General features: G+C 48.2%; 16 protein-coding genes. All 16 read left to right on the forward strand.

The window, feature by feature from the left end:
• The coding region (locus tag WC903_06505) for a decaprenyl-phosphate phosphoribosyltransferase (GenBank protein MFA5893585.1) at positions 1 to 456 on the forward strand (456 nt) is incomplete at its 5' end.
• A gap of 100 nt (positions 457 to 556) precedes the next feature.
• Positions 557 to 934 (forward strand): endonuclease domain-containing protein, encoded by a 378-nt coding sequence (locus WC903_06510; GenBank protein ID MFA5893586.1) that lies wholly within the window; start codon positions 557 to 559, stop codon positions 932 to 934.
• A 51-nt stretch (positions 935 to 985) separates the two neighbouring features.
• Positions 986 to 2086, forward strand: coding sequence for an NAD(P)/FAD-dependent oxidoreductase (locus WC903_06515; protein ID MFA5893587.1), 1101 nt, complete (start codon positions 986 to 988; stop codon positions 2084 to 2086).
• Positions 2087 to 2513: 427 nt separating this feature from the next.
• Positions 2514 to 3818, forward strand: coding sequence for a UDP-glucose/GDP-mannose dehydrogenase family protein (locus WC903_06520; protein ID MFA5893588.1), 1305 nt, complete (start codon positions 2514 to 2516; stop codon positions 3816 to 3818).
• A gap of 112 nt (positions 3819 to 3930) precedes the next feature.
• Positions 3931 to 4674, forward strand: a complete 744-nt coding sequence (locus WC903_06525; GenBank protein MFA5893589.1) for a polysaccharide biosynthesis/export family protein — start codon at positions 3931 to 3933, stop codon at positions 4672 to 4674.
• On the forward strand, positions 4577 to 5566 hold the full coding sequence (locus tag WC903_06530) for a Wzz/FepE/Etk N-terminal domain-containing protein (GenBank protein ID MFA5893590.1): 990 nt from the start codon (positions 4577 to 4579) through the stop codon (positions 5564 to 5566). Before WC903_06525 ends, WC903_06530 begins: the two co-directional genes overlap by 98 nt.
• Before the next feature lie 94 nt (positions 5567 to 5660).
• The gene (gene gmd / locus WC903_06535) at positions 5661 to 6713 is read left to right on the forward strand and encodes a GDP-mannose 4,6-dehydratase (GenBank protein MFA5893591.1); all 1053 of its coding nucleotides are present in this window, start codon (positions 5661 to 5663) and stop codon (positions 6711 to 6713) included.
• A gap of 3 nt (positions 6714 to 6716) precedes the next feature.
• Complete coding sequence (locus tag WC903_06540) at positions 6717 to 7661, forward strand: GDP-L-fucose synthase (protein MFA5893592.1); 945 nt, start codon at positions 6717 to 6719, stop codon at positions 7659 to 7661.
• 1 nt (position 7662) lies between these two features.
• Positions 7663 to 8631, forward strand: a complete 969-nt coding sequence (locus WC903_06545) for an NAD-dependent epimerase/dehydratase family protein (GenBank protein MFA5893593.1) — start codon at positions 7663 to 7665, stop codon at positions 8629 to 8631.
• Positions 8624 to 9595: a UDP-N-acetylglucosamine 4,6-dehydratase (inverting) gene (gene pseB, locus WC903_06550; GenBank protein MFA5893594.1), complete on the forward strand. Its 972-nt coding sequence runs from the start codon at positions 8624 to 8626 to the stop codon at positions 9593 to 9595. The genes WC903_06545 and pseB overlap by 8 nt, the downstream gene beginning before the upstream one ends.
• Positions 9550 to 10746 (forward strand): UDP-4-amino-4,6-dideoxy-N-acetyl-beta-L-altrosamine transaminase, encoded by a 1197-nt coding sequence (gene pseC / locus WC903_06555; protein ID MFA5893595.1) that lies wholly within the window; start codon positions 9550 to 9552, stop codon positions 10744 to 10746. Before pseB ends, pseC begins: the two co-directional genes overlap by 46 nt.
• On the forward strand, positions 10743 to 11621 hold the full coding sequence (locus WC903_06560) for an aldo/keto reductase (GenBank protein ID MFA5893596.1): 879 nt from the start codon (positions 10743 to 10745) through the stop codon (positions 11619 to 11621). The genes pseC and WC903_06560 overlap by 4 nt, the downstream gene beginning before the upstream one ends.
• Positions 11622 to 12392 carry a glycosyltransferase family protein gene (locus WC903_06565; protein ID MFA5893597.1) on the forward strand — a complete coding sequence of 257 codons (771 nt, stop codon included), beginning with the start codon at positions 11622 to 11624 and terminating at the stop codon, positions 12390 to 12392.
• Between the two features lie 3 nt (positions 12393 to 12395).
• Positions 12396 to 13706, forward strand: coding sequence for an aminotransferase class III-fold pyridoxal phosphate-dependent enzyme (locus WC903_06570; GenBank protein ID MFA5893598.1), 1311 nt, complete (start codon positions 12396 to 12398; stop codon positions 13704 to 13706).
• Positions 13703 to 14590, forward strand: a complete 888-nt coding sequence (locus WC903_06575) for a class I SAM-dependent methyltransferase (protein ID MFA5893599.1) — start codon at positions 13703 to 13705, stop codon at positions 14588 to 14590. The genes WC903_06570 and WC903_06575 overlap by 4 nt, the downstream gene beginning before the upstream one ends.
• A 1-nt stretch (position 14591) precedes the next feature.
• Positions 14592 to 15374, forward strand: coding sequence for a TIM barrel protein (locus WC903_06580; protein ID MFA5893600.1), 783 nt, complete (start codon positions 14592 to 14594; stop codon positions 15372 to 15374).
• Positions 15375 to 15394: the final 20 nt, after the last annotated feature.

A 15394-nucleotide genomic window follows, 5' to 3' on the forward strand; every position in this document is an offset into this window, starting at 1 on the left:
TATGTCTTGCGCGGGGTGGCCGGTGTCGAAGTCATTAATATCGATATGTCCCCCTGGTTTCTCGTCTGCGCTTCACTGTTGGCCCTCTTTATTGTTTTCTGCAAGCGGCGGCACGAGCTGATGTTGTTGGGGGAAGGGGCGGACCGGCATCGCGCTTCGCTCAAGGGTTACGGGACTGTTTTTCTTGACCAGTTGATCGCCATCGTAACCGCGGCGGTGATCGTCACTTATTCGCTTTACACCCTGGCGCCGGAGACGGTTTTAAAGTTCAATACCCAGAGGCTTATTCTGACTGTTCCTTTTGTCCTGTTTGGCCTCTTCCGCTTTCTCTACCTGGTCTACAATGAAGATGAAGGCGGGAGCGCGGAGACGATCATGTTGACCGACTGGCCGCTTATCCTGACCATGTTTGGCTGGCTGGCCGCGGTATTGATGATACTTTACGCCAGGTTTTAGGCTCCGCTTTTACCCCTAACCCCTAGGTCCCCTTCCCCCTTATTAAGGGGGAAGGGGATGGCTTGCGCTTTTACACCCCACTTTCGCTATAATATAAGTGATGACGAAGATATATAACAGAAGAAAGGACAGGGAGAAGCGGCAAATATTACGGGCGAATATGACGGAGGCGGAGCAGGAGTTATGGAAAAAGCTACGGAGAAGGCAGCTCAAGGGATGCCGGTTCCGTCGGCAATACAGCATAATGGGTTTTGTGGTTGATTTCTATTGCTCTGAAATAAAACTGGCGATCGAGGTTGATGGTGGATATCACCAAGGTAAAGATCAGGTTATATACGATAGGGCGCGACAGAAACTCCTCGAAACACTGAAAATAAACTTTCTCCGCTTCACAAATGATGATATATTAAATGATATAGACTTGGTTGTTGATAAAATATCAGATCAAATAGCTGATTCATTATTATCTTCCCCTTAATAAGGGGAAGATGTCACGACGATAGTCGTGACAGAAGGGGTTAAGGGGGCCATGGACACAACCAGAATAACAATAATCGGCGCTGGAGTGGTCGGGCTGGCGATCGCGGCCGAGCTTAGCAGGAAACAGCAGGATATTGTCTTGCTGGAGAAGGAAACTTCTTTTGGCCAGGGAGCGAGCAGCCGGAACAGCGAGGTTATCCACGCCGGTATTTATTATCCCAAAGGGTCACTCAAAGCGAAATTGTGTGTTGAAGGGAGCAAACTTCTCTACAAATATTGCCAGGAGCATGATATCCCGCATAAACGACTGGGGAAGATAATTGTCGCGATTAATGACGGCGAAGTTAAACAGCTTGAGGGGTTGATGAAGCAGGGGGAGCTTAACTGGGTGAGGGGGTTGAGGTATATGATGGGAACGGAGTTAGCCAAGTTTGAACCAGGGGTCAAGGGAGTCAAGGCGCTTTATTCGCCTAATACCGGGATCATTGATTCGCATCAGTTAATGAAGGCGCTCGAGCAGGAAGCGCAGGAGAACGGCTGTTTACTGGCTTATGGTTCACAGCTGACAGCCGTTAGCCGTCAACCGGACGGCTATTTGCTAAGTATAAACGGCGAACCTTCGCTGAAAACAGAAATCCTCATTAACTCGTCCGGATTGTACGCCGACCAGCTCGCGGCTATGGCTGGGATCGATATTATTAAAGAAAAATATCGTCTTCATTTTTGCAAAGGGGAGTATTTTGCTTACACTAAGCCGCCATTTATCAAACATTTGGTTTATCCGGTGCCGGAACATGACGTGACCGGGTTGGGGGTCCATTCGGTCGTTGACCTGGCGGGCGGCCTCAAGTTCGGCCCGAGCGTCCAATATGTCGATAAGCTTGATTATACGGTCGACCCAGCCCACCGCCGTGCTTTCTGGGAGTCGGTGGTTAAATTATTCCCTCAGGTTAGGGAAGAAGATCTAGCTCCAGATCAAGCTGGCATCAGGCCAAAATTGCAGGGTCCAAGTGAGGGGGTACGTGATTTTGTCATCAGAGAAGAATCGCGGCTTGGTTTGCCGGGCCTGATCAACCTGATCGGCATCGAGTCGCCGGGATTAACCGCTTGTTTGGCAATCGCGAAGCATGTCTCAGCCCTCACCCGCTAACGTTGAGGACTCTCACCCTCTCCCTTTGGGAGAGGGTGCTAAGCAAAGCTGCTTTAGCAAGACACCTTCTCCCCCTGGGAGAAGGTACGAAACTTTAACGCATCGGATGAGGGCGCTATAGCCACTGGTTCGTCTTGACACCTTTTGACACTTTATGTTAAAATGAGCCTGCATGGAAGTTCTTGAGCACGCTATCTACACGCCTGAAGAGACGGAATCTCTCCTCAAAATATCGCGCTCTACGTTTTTACGATTAATCAAAAGGGGCGTGCTGCAAGCGCGCAAGGTTGGGGGGCAGTACAGGATCTTGGGGGAAGAGATACTGCGGATGGTTAAACCTAAACTGGCAAAAGAAAGGCGGCCAAGGAGAAGTGAATGAAATGAAAATCCAGTGGGTGGTTAGAACCTATCGAAAGAGCGGGCACTCATGAAAGTATGTGTGATCGGGACCGGCTATGTTGGTTTAGTTACCGGGGCCTGCCTGGCGGATTTTGGCAACGAAGTTTCCTGCGTTGATATTGATCGGAAAAAAATAGCTAATCTCAAGAACGGGGTGGTGGATTTTTTTGAGTTGGGGTTGAGAGAGCTCATCCTGAAGAATGTGGCGGCCAACAGGCTGTTCTTTACTCATGAGCTTGCGAAATCAATTACTTCAGCTAGTGTGGTCTTCATTACTGTTGGAACCCCTCCGCTGCCTAATGGAGAAGCGGATCTCTCCGCGATAATTGAGGTCAGCCGGAAAGTGGCTAATATTTTAAAATCGAAGAGATCTGATTTTAGAGTTGTTGTCGTGAAAAGCACTGTGCCGGTCGGAACCTCGGAAATGGTTGAAAAGCTAATGATCAAGGCTGGATTAAGCCGGAAAAATTTTGAGGTAGTTTCTAACCCTGAATTTCTGCGTGAGGGGAAAGCGGTTTTTGACTTTCTCCATCCCGACCGGGTAGTTATTGGTTCGAGCCACAACAGATCTTCTAACATAATGTCCGAGCTTTATCGTCCTTTAAATGCCAGGGTCATTTTTATGGATTCCCGTAGTTCTGAATTGGTTAAATACGCTTCAAACGTTTTTCTGGCGACTAGGGTTTCGTTCATTAATGAGATTGCCAATGTCTGTGAATGCGTTGGGGCTGATATCAGGCGGGTGGCGGAAGGAATGGGCCATGACCATCGGATCGGCCATGATTACCTGAAAGCCGGCCTGGGTTACGGCGGGTCCTGTTTGCCGAAAGATATTTCGGCGTTGGTCAATATGGCTCAAAAACATGATTATGAGACTAAGCTCATTAAAAATGTCGCCGCTGTTAATCAGGCCCAGCGGGAAAGATTTGTCCTCAAGATAAAGAACATCTTAGGCGGTGTGAAAGGAAAAAAGATAGCTATCTGGGGGTTGGCCTTCAAACCGCTGACCGATGACCTGCGCGATGCCCCGGCGCTTTATATCATTGAGAAGCTTATGGCTGAAGGGGCGGTTTTGCGGCTTTATGATCCAATGGCCAGCGGCAAGGTTAAAAAAATATTTCCGGAATTAATATACGGCCGGAGCTCTTATGACGCGGCCAAAGATTGCGACGCGGTGATCATTGTGACTGAATGGAACGAGTTCCGTGAAGTAGATTTTAAAAAGTTGAAACAAATGATGAATCGGCCGGTGATCATCGATGGCCGGAATGTTTTTGACCCCAAGCTCCTGCAGTCGGCCGGTTTTAATTATTACGGTATCGGAGTAGGGTGACCATAGGCTGGGCCGCTGGCCTGTCGATGTTTGTCAGTCCCAAGACTTAAATGATATAATAGTAAATATTTACTTAGTTCTAACTAGAGAAAAATAAGAGGAGAATAAATATATGCTGAAGAAGCTTGTTTGGGGGATGCTGATGATCTTTGTCCTTAATTTGCCTACCGCCGTTTTGGCCCAAGCTACAGCCAGTGATACGGGCTACATTGTCAGTGATAATATCATTGAAAATGAGTACAAATTGGGCCCGGGCGACCAGGTGGCGGCCAATCTGATCATTGGTGAGAATGACATGTCCTTGGACTATCTTCTGGTTGTCGGGCCGGATGGGAAGATATTTATCCCGAAAGTAGGGGAGATCGAACTCTTGGGCTTGACCATCCCTGAGGGGAAAAAGCTGATCGATCAGAAAATAAAGGAAGTTTATAAGGAAAAATTCACTTTCTCGTTTCGTTTGGTCCAGCCGAGGAAAGTACAAATATATCTCAGCGGATCAGACGATAAACCGTTGTATCTCGGCGAAAAAAAATTCGTCTACGTTTACGGCCAGGTCCAGAGGAGCGGCCGGTTCGAATATTTGTCCGGGAAAAAATTCTCGGATTATATAAGTTTTGCCGGCGGTCCGACAGCGCAGGCTAATTTCTCCGCTTCGACCATAACTCGCGGCGATAAGCAGGTCGGCGCGGATGGCTCTGATATTATATTTAATGGCCGATCAGAAAAGGACATTGAAGTCATGCCTGGTGATGTCATAAATGTTCCGGCGCAGTTCTTTTATTTCTCGGACTTTACCAGCTTTACTTCCTTGGTCTTTACGACGATCGCGCTATATAAGACTGTTTTCTCGAAATAAGAATATATTGGAGGATCATATGGGTGATGAGATTGACTTGAAGGATTACGTCGCGGTTATTTGGAGATGGAAGGTTTTTATCGTGCTGGCGTCGATAATTATGACTTTTCTTGTTGGTTGGCCGTCACTTTCGCAAAAAAAAATATATGAAGCCAAAGCTGTTCTGCTTCTAAAGGGGCAAAACAATTCCCAAATTCCGGGGATGGTCCCCGCAGGGCTATTTGGAATTCAATTAAATGGGTCTAATTCATTTTTAAGTATTATTTCATCTCGTGCGGTTGCCGAAATTGTTTTGGATGATCTTAATTTAACTAAGCGGATAAAGGGGTGGGCGCTGTCGGGCATATCAAGACAGGACCAGATTACTGCAGTTCAGGCGATGCCAAAGATATCCAAAGGCGAATTAATAGAGATCAAGATCATAAATAATGATCCGGTTTTGGCCGCCGATATTGCCAATGACTATGCGGCGGCGGCGGAAAAGTACTGGCGAAAAATGAATTTTACGGAAGCCAGGAAAAAAAGGGCGTATTTGGAAAGCCAGATCCCCAGGGTTGCCGCGGACCTGAAAAGCTCCGAACAAAAAATAAAAAAATTCTCTCTTTTGGCCCCGGATAATTTGTCGGCTTTGGGCGTCGAAGCAAGACGATTGAGGATGGAATATGATATCCTTGTTTCGACTTACTCAATGTTGAAAAGTGAGTTTGAGCTGGCCAAACTTGAGGAAGCGAAAGAAATCGATGCGTTCAGCGTGATCGACCGGGCGGATGTCCCTAACAAGCCGATCCCGAAGCGGAGGATATTCTCGTTTATTGCCGGCTTCTCTATCGGACTTTTTGGCTCGATGTTTTTAGCGTTTTTCCTGGATTATTTGATCGAAGCGTTTAAATAGAGTTGACTAGTGATGACTAGTTAATTCTCTTCTTGACAATTAATGCCTAAATGGTATAATCTTGTTATGCTTTACCCGAGGTGAATGAATACTAATGAAAAAAGCTCTGATCACCGGGATTACCGGTCAGGATGGCTCCTACATCGCCGAATTATTGCTTTCCAAAGGTTATGAAGTTCACGGCTTGATCCGCCGGGCCAGCACATTTAATACTCACCGCATCGACCATATTTACATCGATCCGCATAGTATTGGCGCGAATTTCTTTCTGCATTACGGCGATCTTTCCGATTCCGGACAATTCACGGATCTTATTTACAATATCCGGCCGGATGAGATCTATCATCTGGGCGCGCAGAGCCACGTTAGGGTGAGTTTTGACACGCCGGAATATACGGGCGACATCACCGGCTTAGGGACAACGCGTCTGCTGGAGGCGATCAGGCGCAGCGGGATCAAAACCAGGTTATACCAGGCTTCGAGCTCGGAAATGTTCGGGGCCGCTCCAGCGCCGCAAAATGAAGCGACTCCTTTCCAGCCCCGCAGCCCTTATGCCGCCGCCAAGGTTTACGCCTATTGGATGGTCACCAATTATCGAGAAGGGTACAATCTATTTGCCTGCAACGGGATATTGTTCAACCACGAAAGCCCGCGCCGCGGTGAGACCTTTGTGACCCGCAAGATCACCCGCGCGGTGGCAGAGATTAAAGCCGGCCGGCAGAACAAGCTTTTTCTGGGAAATCTCTTGGCCAGGCGCGATTGGGGCTACGCGCCCGAGTATGTCGAATGCCAGTGGTTGATCCTGCAGCAGGATAAGCCTAATGATTATGTGATCGGTACGGGCGAAAGCCACTCCATTGAAGAATTCGTCAGCGCGGCGTTTTCTTACGCCGGGCTGGACTGGCAAGAGCACGTGGAGATCGATCCAAAATATTTTCGTCCGACCGAGGTCGATTTTCTCCAGGCGGATATCTCCCGGGCCAGGAAAATCCTGGGGTGGGAGCCGAAAGTCAGGTTCAATGAACTGGTCAAGATCATGGTTGACGCTGATTTGGAAATGCTGGGCCAGAAATCGCCCGGTGAAGGTAAAAATATCTTGGCCGCTAAAGGGATCAATTGGACGAATAATAAGTTGACGGTGGGATAGAGAATGACTTTCTGGAAAGAGAAGCGAGTGACCGTTACCGGTGGGGCGGGTTTTTTAGGTTCATTTGTCGTTGCCAAGCTTAAAGAGCTGGGCTGCCGTGAAATATTCATTCCGCAGATAGAAAATTACAATCTGGTCGAGATGGCCGATGTCAAAAGGCTGTATCGCGACGCCCAGCCGGATATTGTTATTCATTTGGCGGCGGTGGTCGGGGGGATCGGGGCCAACCGGGAAAATCCCGGGAAGTTTTTTTATGAAAATCTGATGATGGGCGTTCAGCTTATCGAGCAGGGCAGGCAATTCGGGCTGAAGAAATTTGTGGCGATCGGGACGATCTGCGCTTATCCGAAATTCACTCCGGTCCCCTTCAAGGAGGAGGATCTCTGGAACGGTTATCCTGAAGAGACCAACGCTCCCTACGGCCTGGCAAAAAAGATGCTGCTGGTCCAATCGCAGGCCTATCGCCAGCAATACGGTTTTAACTCGATCTTTCTTCTGCCGGTCAATCTCTATGGGCCGGGAGATAATTTCGACCTTAATTCCTCGCATGTCATTCCAGCGCTGATCAGAAAATGCTTGGAAGCAAAGGAGCGGGGTGAGCAGGAGCTGATAGTTTGGGGGACAGGGCAGGCGACTCGGGAGTTCTTTTACGTTGAAGACGCCGCCGAGGGTATTTTGCTGGCCGCTGAATTATATAATAAACCGGAGCCGGTAAACCTGGGCGCCGGTTTTGAGATCTCGATCAAGGACCTGGCCGCGCAGATCGTTCTGCTGACCGGCTTTCAAGGCAAAATAGTCTGGGACGCGGCTAAGCCCGACGGCCAACCGCGGCGCCGGCTCGATATTTCCCGGGCGGAAAAAGAATTCGGCTTTAGGGCCGGGACCTCCTTTGAGGTTGGCCTGAAAAAAACAATTGACTGGTACAAAAAAGAGAGAAAATTTAATTAAGATGAAAACCTTGGTTACCGGTTCGGCCGGATTTATTGGTTTTCATGTTTCAGCCGCCCTCCTGGCCCAAGGTGATGAAGTTGTCGGCCTTGATGATCTGAATGACTATTATGATGTCGGCCTCAAATTGGCCAGGAACGCCATTTTACAAAATAAATCAGGCTATAATTTCTATCGTCTTGACTTGTGCGATTACGAAGGGCTGACCAAATTATTCCGTACCGAAAAAATAGATCGGATCTGCCACCTGGCGGCCCAGCCGGGGGTCCGTTATTCCTTGACCAACCCCTTTGCTTATCAAAAATCAAATAATGAAGGTTTCTTGAATATCATTGAAGGTGCCAGGCAATTCGGCATTAAACAATTTGTTTTTGCTTCTTCCTCTTCGGTCTATGGCGGGAATACTAAACTGCCGTTTTCTGTGGACGATCGGGTGGATAATCCTATCTCGCTATACGCGGCAACCAAGCGGTCGAATGAGCTGGTGGCCCACGTTTACAGCCATCTTTACGGCATCCAGGTTATTGGTTTGCGGTTTTTTACGGTTTATGGCCCATGGGGGAGGCCGGACATGGCCTATTTCAGTTTTACTAAAGCGATCTTAGACGGCCAGCCGATTGACGTCTACAATCAGGGTAAGATGACCAGGAATTTTACTTATATTGATGACATTGTGGCGGGCGTGAAAGCCAGCCTGGTTTATAACGCTAAATATGAAATATTTAATTTAGGTAATGATAAGACCGTTGAATTACTGTCTTTCATAAGCTGTTTGGAAAAATTGTTGGGGAAAAAAGCGAAATTGACGATGATGCCCTTGCAACCGGGTGATCCGATAGAAACCTGGGCGGATATCAGTTCGGCCAAGAAAAAGCTCAATTATCGGCCAAAGACCGATATCGAAGCCGGCTTGAAGGAATTTGTCGCTTGGTTCCAGACAGAGTACGCAAAGGAGAAACAGCATGTTTAATAATAAAACGATCCTGATAACGGGGGGGACCGGTTCTTTCGGTAAGAAATTCGTCAAGACAGTGCTTGACGAATACCGGCCGAAAAAGGTCATAGTTTTTAGCCGCGACGAGCTGAAACAATTTGAAATGGCCCAGCAGTTCGCGGGCCAGGAAACAATCCGGTTTTTCATCGGGGATGTTAGGGATAAGGAGCGGTTGATGAGGGCGTTCCATGAGGTTGATTATGTCGTCCACGCGGCCGCCCTGAAGCAGGTCCCGGCCATGGAGTATAATCCGTCGGAAGCGATCAAAACAAATATTGACGGGGCGATGAATATCATTGACGCGGCGATCGCCTGTAATGTAAAAAAAGTGGTGGCGCTCTCTACTGACAAGGCGTGTAATCCGATCAATCTTTACGGAGCCACCAAGCTGTGCTCAGACAAGCTCTTTGTTGCCGCTAATTCATATTCCGGCGGGACTGGCACCAAATTTGCCGTGGTCAGGTACGGGAATGTTGTCGGCAGCCGGGGCAGTGTCGTGCCGTTCTTTAAGGAGAAGATGAAAGCGGGGTCATTGCCCATTACTGACGAGCGGATGACCCGTTTTTGGATCACCCTGGAACAGGGGGTCAGATTTGTGATCAAAGCATTTGAGAGGATGCACGGCGGGGAACTATTTGTTCCCAAGATCCCGAGCATGAAGATCACCGATCTGGCGCAAGCGATCGCGCCTCACTGCAAAACCGAGATCGTTGGCATACGTCCGGGAGAAAAGCTCCATGAAGTGATGATCTCGGCCGATGATGCCAGACTGACCAAAGAATTGAGCGACTGTTACGTCCTGCAACCGGCTTTCAACTGGTGGAGCCGGGCAAATCATGCCGAAGGGAAAGACGTGGCCGACGGATTTTCCTACAGCAGTGATACCAACGAACAATGGTTGTCTATCCCCGAGCTCCAGGCAATGATCAAGGAGAATTAACTTTGAGATCAGTCCCTTACGCAACGCAATGGATCGATGAGGCCGACATAGACGCGGTGGCAGCGGCGTTGCGGTCTCCTTGGCTGACCCAGGGGCCGAAGGTTAAAGACTTTGAAGAGAAGGTCGCCGCCTACTGTGGGGCTAAATACGCCGTAGCCATGAACTCCGGCACCTCCGCGCTGCATGCCGCCTGTTTCGCGGCAGGGATCTCTGCCGGCGACGAAGTCATCACTTCCCCGATCACTTTTGTCGCTTCCGCCAATTGTGTTCTCTATTGCGGCGGCAAGCCGGTCTTTGCCGATGTCGAGTGGGAAACGGCCAATATCTCGGCTGAAAAGATCACCGCGGCGATCAATTCTAAAACGAAAGCAATTATTCCTGTCCATTTTTCCGGCAATCCTGTCGAGTTGAAAGAAATTAGCAAGATTGCTAAAGCCAAAGGTTTAACGGTAATTGAAGATGCTGCCCATGCTCTCGGGGCGGAGTACGAAGGGAAAAAGATCGGTTCTTGCGCTTATTCCGACCTGACTTGCTTAAGCTTTCACGCGGTCAAGCACATCACTACCGGGGAAGGCGGCATGGTCTTGACCAATAACAAGGCCTTTTATACTAAGCTTATGATGTTCCGGACACATGGGATTACGCGCGAACAGAGTGTCTTGACCAGGCCGGACGAAGGAGCTTGGTATTACGAGCTGCATCACCTCGGCTTCAATTACCGCCTGACCGACTTCCAGGCAGCTTTGGGGATAAAACAGCTGGAAAAACTGGATAAGTTTATCAAACGACGGCAAGAGATCGTTATTCAATACGAGCGGGCCTTGGCCGGCTTGGCTGGTGTCAAGACCATTAAAGTTAAACCAGGGCGAGCTTCTGCCTGGCATATCTATCCGGTCGTTGTTTCGGACAAGAGGAAAGAGATATTCGAACAACTTAGGAGTAAAGGAATTGGAGTTAATGTTCATTATTTTCCGGTCTATCTTCAGCCTTATTATCGCCAGCTGGGCTATCAGCCCGGCTTATGCCCCAACGCGGAAGCTTATTATCACGGAGCCATCACTTTGCCGCTATTCCCTAAAATGAACGATGAAGATGTCACTTATGTGATCGACACATTTAAACAAGTTATTTCGGAAGCAGGTTTGCCATGAACAAGCTTACTTTGGGGACGGTTCAATTCGGATTGGATTACGGCGTCAACAACCAACGGGGTAAAGTTCCGCGAGAAGAGGTATTTGCGATCCTGGACGAAGCAGCGGCGGCCGGAGTTGATCTTTTGGATACGGCCTATGGTTACGGCGAAAGCGAAACAGTTATTGGTGAATATTTACGTTTCAAAAAGAATTATTTTCAACTGGTTTCAAAGTTGCCAAAATGCCAGGTTGCGGAAGCGCCAAATTATCTGGCGGAAACACTTCAGAGGTTGGGGCGGACTTCTTTATACGGATATATTTTCCATGATTTTGAGACTTACCGTTTTCAACCAGTTATCTATGATTGGCTTGTGGAACAAAAGCGCTCTGGTAAAATCGCCAAGATCGGATTTTCTCTTTATTATCCAAAAGAGCTTGATGAGCTGCTGACCAATGAAGTCCCTTTTGATCTTGTTCAGTTTCCGTATAGTATTTTTGACCGCCGTTTCGAAGATTATTTACCGACCCTTAAGCGGAAAGGAATCGAGGTCCATGTCCGGTCGGTGTTTTTACAGGGATTGGCATTCAAAAATCCGGCAGAGCTTGACCCGTCATTTAATGCTATCAAGGATAAAATAACCAGTCTGCGCTCCCTTGCTTCCCTGAATAACATATCGATCCAGGCGATCTGTTTAAATTATGCTGTTTTAAATGATCAGGTGGACCAGGTGATTGTTGGGGTGGATAGTCCGGAAAACTTGAAAGAACTGATCCTCGCGGCCGGTCGCTCCTCGGAAGTGGCCGGCCTGTTACCAGAATTAGACCAGTTAAAAGAACAAAATGAAGAGATTCTTTTGCCGTTTAATTGGGCCGGGAAGAAAGTTGGCGCATAAATGAAAATAGTCGCCATAATTCAAGCGCGAATGGGTTCGACCAGATTGCCGGGTAAGGCACTGATAAAGATTGCAGATAAAACAGTGTTGGAGCACGTGATTCGAAGGGTCCAGGCCTGCCGCCTGGTCAACGAGGTGGTAGTCGCCACCACCGTATCGAAAGGCGATCTGCCGATCATTAAGCTTTGCGCGGAGCAGGGGATAAGCGTTTATTGCGGGTCCGAAGATGATGTGTTGGACAGGTATTATCAAGCGGCAAAGTTGTTCAAGGCCAAAACGGTGATCAGGATAACGGCCGATTGCCCGCTCATGGACCCACAGGTGATCGAAACGGTTTTGCGCAAGCATATCAAGGATCGAGCTGATTACACTTCGAATACCATCAATGAAACTTTTCCGGATGGAGAAGATGTCGAAGTCTTCAGCGCCGCGGCTTTAGAAAAAGCCTGGATAGAGGCGAAACTTTCTTCGGAACGCGAACATGTGACCGCTTATATCAGGAAGAATCCGGCGTTTTTTAAGCTGGCGGGAGTTGAATATAAGACGAACCTTAAGGAGAAGCGTTGGACATTGGATAATCAGGAAGACCTGGAATTTGTCGGCAAGATCTACAGCGCGCTTTATCAAAAAAACAATTTATTTTCTATGGATGATATTCTTGAATATTTGGCGAAATATCCGGAGCTTGAGCAGATAAATTCCCATATAACCAGAAATGAAGGTTATCAAAAATCTTTGCGCGAAGACAAGATTGTGAAGGAGAGAAAATAAATTATGGGAAAATCACAAGATCTATATAAAAAAGCCAAGCAGATCATTCCGGGCGGGACCCAGCTTCTGTCCAAGCGGCCGGAAATGTTCCTCCCAGACCGCTGGCCGGCTTATTATGAGCGGGCCGCAGGGTGCGAGGTCTGGGACCTGGACGGTAATAAATATATTGATATGAGCTATATGGGTATCGGTGCCTGCGTTCTTGGCTATGCCGACCCAGACGTGAACAAAGCGGTCAAACAGGCGGTCGACAAAGGTTCGATGACGACGTTGAACTGTCCCGAAGAGGTCGAACTGGCCGAGCTTTTGTGCGATCTGCACCCCTGGGCAGGAATGGTCAGGTACGTGAGAACCGGCGGAGAAGCGTTGGCTGTTGCCGTTCGGATCGCCAGGGCCAGGACAGGAAAAGACCTCATTCTTTTTTGCGGCTATCATGGCTGGCATGACTGGTATCTTTCCGCCAATTTAGCCGATGACCAAGCGCTGGACGGTCATTTGATAGCTGGGCTTTCTCCTAAAGGTGTTCCGCGCGGTCTCATCGGGACCGCTAAGCCGTTTATTTACAATGATATCAAAGGTTTTCGGTCGTTGATGGAGAAACATAAGGGTAAGATCGCCGCGGTCGTGGTGGAAACGATCAGAAATTACGAGCCAAAAGACGGCTTTCTTGATGAGATCAGGCAGGCGACTAAACAAGCCGGTGTGGTCATGATCTGCGACGAGGTCAGCTCCGGCTGGCGCTTAAATCTTGGTGGGGCTCATCTGTTATACGGTCTTAAGCCTGACCTGGCGGTCTTTGGCAAGGCGTTGGGGAATGGTTTTCCGATCGGAGCGGTGATCGGTACGGGCGACGCGATGTCCGCCGCCCAGGAGACTTTTATCAGCAGTACTTATTGGACGGAGCGGGTCGGGCCGACCGCGGCAATCGCCACGATAAAGAAGATGAAAGAGAAGAATGTCCCGGAACATCTGGTCAAGACCGGTAAAGAAGTCCAGGCCGGCTGGGCCGAAAAAGCGCAGAAGCACGGCCTCAAGGTAACGGTATCCGGCATCGCGCCGCTCGGCCATTTTTCCTTTGATTACGACAATCACCTGGCGCTCAAAACCCTATTCACCCAGGTAATGCTGGATAAGGGGTATCTCGCTTGCAACGCCTTTTATTCGTCTTATGCCCACAAACCAGAACATGTCGCCGGTTATTTTAAAGCGGCGGATGAATCTTTTGCTTTTATTGCCCAAGCGGTAAAAGATAAGCGGGTTGAAGCTTGTCTTAAAGGCCCGGTTTGCCACGCCGGATTTAGGAGGTTGGAATGATGACCGATAAGGTTCGGAAAAACGAATACGGCTTCTTCAGCGCGATCGATATGCCCTCAAAAGAAAAGTTAACAGACTATTATAAGGAAAATTATTTTCAGGAAAATAAAGGGTCTTATGAAAGCGTTTATTCTAGGGCCGAGGTCGAATATTTCCAAAATAAGATCGAACAAAGATATCAGGTAATAAAAGAACATTTGGGCGGTAATAAGAAAACTTTTCTCGATGTTGGGTGCGGCGAGGGTTGGGCACTCAAATTCTTTAAGAGTAAAGGGTGGCAGGTTGTTGGCCTGGATTACAGCGAATATGGATGTAAAAAAAACAATCCGGAATGTGCCGATGACCTGATTGTCGGTGATATCTATGAAAATCTATCCGCGATAATAGCCAAGGAGAACAGATATGACGTGATCTGGCTTGATAATGTTCTTGAGCATGTGCTTGATCCTTATAAATTGCTTAAGGATTGTCGATCAATTATCTCGGACCAGGGAGTGTGCGTTATCGAAGTGCCAAATGATTTTTCCAGCCTCCAGACGTTTCTGCTTCGTAACGGCTATATTGACGATGAGTTTTGGGTTTGCTTACCCGATCATCTTCATTATTTCAATAATGAAGGTCTCAGGAATATTTGCCTGCGGAGCGGCTGGAAAACTGTCGATATGATTTCTGATTATCCCATCGATCTAAGGTTGATGAATGAGAACACGAATTATGTTAGGGATAAGACAAAAGGCAAGTCATGCCATAAGGAAAGAGTGGCGGTCGAGAATCTGATGCACTCCATCTCGGTAGATAAGACCAATAATTATTACCGCGCGCTAAGCGAGCTTGGGCTAGGACGAGAGATCTCTGGGTTTTTCATGCCGGTCAAAAATAAATAAAATGAGATATCAGGTTGGCTTAAAATTGTTTTCAAGGAATATTTCCGCGATTAAAACGGCTGGCGAGCTTTTCGCTCGTGGTGATTGTGATTACGTCGAGCTTTTCGCTGTGCCGGGCAGTTTTCGGGGAACAATTTCAAATTGGCTGGGGCTAAATGTCCCGTACGTGATCCACGCGCCACATGAAATGTACGGGCTTAATCTGGCTGACAAAGATCGACGAAAAGGTAATCATCAGTTGCTTGCCGAGGCGGTTGCCTTTGCCGATAAATTAAAGGCGCGGGAAATTATCATTCACCCCGGCTTAAAGGGAGATTGCCGGGAAACGGCGAAACAGCTTAAAGCGCTGAAGGACGATCGGCTGTTGGTTGAGAATATGCCGTTTATTTCCCTGCTCGAGACCAAGGGGGTCGGCAGCACGCCGGCGGAGATCAGAGAGATCCAGCGGGTGGCGGGGGTCGGTTTTTGCTTTGATGTCGCGCACGCGGTCAAAGCGGCTTTCGCTCTTGGTCAGGATTACCTGGAATATGCCGAGCGTTATTTAGCCTTAAAGCCCGGGATCATCCATATTTGTGACGCCAATACGACTGGTTGTTTTGATCAGCATCTGGCGCTCGGGGATGGGAATATCGACCTTAAGAGGCTGTTCATGATCATGGTTCAAAAAAGACGGTCCGCTAAAATTACTCTGGAGATACCGGAGCGGTCATACAAAACGCTAGAAGCGTTCAAGAAGAATTCCGTGATATTAAGAAAATTACTTAGGGGAGCGGGAGTGAGATGAAAAATAAAGTTAAGATCGGG

Source organism: Candidatus Margulisiibacteriota bacterium (assembly GCA_041658645.1).
Classification (GTDB): domain Bacteria; phylum Margulisbacteria; class WOR-1; order O2-12-FULL-45-9; family XYB2-FULL-48-7; genus JBAZZV01.

What these genes read in the sequence shown, in the direction of transcription:
- WC903_06510 (MFA5893586.1), top strand. Translation starts at nt 557, where the DNA reads ATGACGAAGATATATAACAGAAGAAAGGACAGGGAGAAGCGGCAAATA.
- WC903_06515 (MFA5893587.1), top strand. Translation starts at nt 986, where the DNA reads ATGGACACAACCAGAATAACAATAATCGGCGCTGGAGTGGTCGGGCTG.
- WC903_06520 (MFA5893588.1), top strand. Translation starts at nt 2,514, where the DNA reads ATGAAAGTATGTGTGATCGGGACCGGCTATGTTGGTTTAGTTACCGGG.
- WC903_06525 (MFA5893589.1), top strand. Translation starts at nt 3,931, where the DNA reads ATGCTGAAGAAGCTTGTTTGGGGGATGCTGATGATCTTTGTCCTTAAT.
- WC903_06530 (MFA5893590.1), top strand. Translation starts at nt 4,577, where the DNA reads ATGTTCCGGCGCAGTTCTTTTATTTCTCGGACTTTACCAGCTTTACTT.
- gmd (MFA5893591.1), top strand. Translation starts at nt 5,661, where the DNA reads ATGAAAAAAGCTCTGATCACCGGGATTACCGGTCAGGATGGCTCCTAC.
- WC903_06540 (MFA5893592.1), top strand. Translation starts at nt 6,717, where the DNA reads ATGACTTTCTGGAAAGAGAAGCGAGTGACCGTTACCGGTGGGGCGGGT.
- WC903_06545 (MFA5893593.1), top strand. Translation starts at nt 7,663, where the DNA reads ATGAAAACCTTGGTTACCGGTTCGGCCGGATTTATTGGTTTTCATGTT.
- pseB (MFA5893594.1), top strand. Translation starts at nt 8,624, where the DNA reads ATGTTTAATAATAAAACGATCCTGATAACGGGGGGGACCGGTTCTTTC.
- pseC (MFA5893595.1), top strand. Translation starts at nt 9,550, where the DNA reads ATGGTTGTCTATCCCCGAGCTCCAGGCAATGATCAAGGAGAATTAACT.
- WC903_06560 (MFA5893596.1), top strand. Translation starts at nt 10,743, where the DNA reads ATGAACAAGCTTACTTTGGGGACGGTTCAATTCGGATTGGATTACGGC.
- WC903_06565 (MFA5893597.1), top strand. Translation starts at nt 11,622, where the DNA reads ATGAAAATAGTCGCCATAATTCAAGCGCGAATGGGTTCGACCAGATTG.
- WC903_06570 (MFA5893598.1), top strand. Translation starts at nt 12,396, where the DNA reads ATGGGAAAATCACAAGATCTATATAAAAAAGCCAAGCAGATCATTCCG.
- WC903_06575 (MFA5893599.1), top strand. Translation starts at nt 13,703, where the DNA reads ATGATGACCGATAAGGTTCGGAAAAACGAATACGGCTTCTTCAGCGCG.
- WC903_06580 (MFA5893600.1), top strand. Translation starts at nt 14,592, where the DNA reads ATGAGATATCAGGTTGGCTTAAAATTGTTTTCAAGGAATATTTCCGCG.